The 2,500-nt window shown below is 53.6% G+C and carries 3 rRNA genes (2 of these 3 running past the window's edge); all 3 read right to left on the bottom strand.

The window, feature by feature from the left end:
* Positions 1 to 52 (bottom strand): 16S ribosomal RNA (locus AB1281_RS21815) (its annotated part extends 1,276 nt beyond the left edge of the window); the annotation flags it as partial.
* Positions 53 to 552: 500 nt separating this feature from the next.
* Positions 553 to 667 (bottom strand): 5S ribosomal RNA (gene rrf / locus AB1281_RS21810).
* Between the two features lie 126 nt (positions 668 to 793).
* Positions 794 to 2,500 (bottom strand): 23S ribosomal RNA (locus AB1281_RS21805) (it continues 1,173 nt past the right edge of the window).

The following is a 2,500-nucleotide window of genomic DNA, read 5'->3' as shown; positions in this document are numbered from 1 at the left end:
GTTAGGCCTACCGCCAGCGTTCACTCTGAGCCAGGATCAAACTCTTCACTTAAAACTACATGATCCGAAGATCAAAATTTAAAGCTGCAGATGATTGATTCTGGCAACGTATCGCTTGCTTTAAAACAATTAATAGTTGCTTGATCAAACGTCTGCAAGATGGACAATCATCCTTCCTGCAGGCGCCTTCACAAGATACCTGCGCATACTTTCAAAGATCCGGGGAAGTGGCCTCAGCGCCGTTCCCGTGTGCTGCGAAGTTTCCTTCGTAGCGAGCCGCCCATTATAGCCGGCTTTTCCGCTTCGTCAACACCTTTTTTCAAGGTCGTCTCACCGGGGTGGACGTTGTTGTCGATGCTGCTTCGTCGTTGGACCCGAGGGTCTTTCGTCGTTGCGAGCCGCCTATTATGGCAGGCCTTTCAGCTTTGTCAACAACTTGTTTGAGGAACTTGAAGCTCTTCGTGAAGTTGTTGCTGCAAGTCCAGGTCGAAACCAGGTGCCTGCAAAAAAAGGAAAACCCCGCTGCGCATGCAGCGGGGTTTTGGGTGTAAACCCTGGCGATGACCTACTCTCGCATGGCTTGAGCCACACTACCATCGGCGCAGCTGCGTTTCACTTCCGAGTTCGGGATGGGATCGGGTGGTTCCACAGCGCTAATTTCACCAGGGAGGCTTTTGGAGAGTCGCACTCGTCCCGGTGGGACAAGGCGCCAGCCTCGCATAGTTCTTGTGACGTAGCGTGCACTTGGATGCTCTTACGACGTTGTCGTAAAGCCAAGGCAACTTGAGGTTATATGGTCAAGCCGCACGGATCATTAGTATCAGTTAGCTCAATACATTGCTGTACTTACACACCTGACCTATCAACCACGTAGTCTACATGGTTCCTTCAGGGGGCTTGTGCCCCGGGAGATCTCATCTTGAGGCGCGCTTCCCGCTTAGATGCTTTCAGCGGTTATCGCTTCCGAACATAGCTACCCGGCAATGCCACTGGCGTGACAACCGGAACACCAGAGGTTCGTCCACTCCGGTCCTCTCGTACTAGGAGCAGCCCCTCTCAAATCTCCAACGCCCATGGCAGATAGGGACCGAACTGTCTCACGACGTTCTGAACCCAGCTCGCGTACCACTTTAAATGGCGAACAGCCATACCCTTGGGACCGACTACAGCCCCAGGATGTGATGAGCCGACATCGAGGTGCCAAACACCGCCGTCGATATGAACTCTTGGGCGGTATCAGCCTGTTATCCCCGGAGTACCTTTTATCCGTTGAGCGATGGCCCTTCCATACAGAACCACCGGATCACTAAGTCCTAGTTTCCTACCTGCTTGATCCGTCGATCTTGCAGTCAAGCACGCTTATGCCTTTGCACACAGTGCGCGATGTCCGACCGCGCTGAGCGTACCTTCGAGCTCCTCCGTTACTCTTTAGGAGGAGACCGCCCCAGTCAAACTACCCACCATACACGGTCCCCGACCCAGATAATGGGCCCAGGTTAGAACGTCAAGCACGACAGGGTGGTATTTCAAGGATGGCTCCGCTGCAGCTAGCGCCACAGTTTCATAGCCTCCCACCTATCCTACACAGACGAACTCAACGTTCAGTGTAAAGCTATAGTAAAGGTTCACGGGGTCTTTCCGTCTTGCCACGGGAACGCTGCATCTTCACAGCGATTTCAATTTCACTGAGTCTCGGGTGGAGACAGCGCCGCTGTCGTTACGCCATTCGTGCAGGTCGGAACTTACCCGACAAGGAATTTCGCTACCTTAGGACCGTTATAGTTACGGCCGCCGTTTACTGGGGCTTCGATCAAGAGCTTCGCCTTGCGGCTGACCCCATCAATTAACCTTCCAGCACCGGGCAGGCGTCACACCCTATACGTCCACTTTCGTGTTTGCAGAGTGCTGTGTTTTTGATAAACAGTCGCAGCGGCCTGGTTACTGCGACCCTCTTCAGCTATAGCTCGCACGAGCCACCAAAAAGGGTGCACCTTCTCCCGAAGTTACGGTGCCATGTTGCCTAGTTCCTTCACCCGAGTTCTCTCAAGCGCCTGAGAATTCTCATCCTACCCACCTGTGTCGGTTTACGGTACGGTCTGCGTAAGCTGAAGCTTAGGAGCTTTTCCTGGAAGCGTGGTATCAGTGACTTCGCCTTAAAGGCTCGTCTCGGTGCTCGGTCTTAAAGGATCCCGGATTTGCCAAAGATCCAAACCTACCGCCTTTCCCCAGGACAACCAACGCCTGGTACACCTAACCTTCTCCGTCCCTCCATCGCACTTACGCGAGGTGCAGGAATATTAACCTGCTTCCCATCGACTACGACTTTCGTCCTCGCCTTAGGGGCCGACTCACCCTGCGCCGATTAACGTTGCGCAAGGAAACCTTGGGCTTTCGGCGTGCGGGTTTTTCACCCGCATTATCGTTACTCATGTCAGCATTCGCACTTCCGATACCTCCAGCAGACTTCTCAATCCACCTTCAACGGCTTACGGAACGCTCC

The sequence above is a fragment of the Stenotrophomonas sp. NRRL B-14846 genome, from assembly GCF_050473585.1.
Lineage (GTDB): Bacteria > Pseudomonadota > Gammaproteobacteria > Xanthomonadales > Xanthomonadaceae > Stenotrophomonas.
The sequence above is the reverse complement of the archived record's forward strand: the minus strand, read 5'-3'. Positions and strand labels throughout refer to the sequence as shown.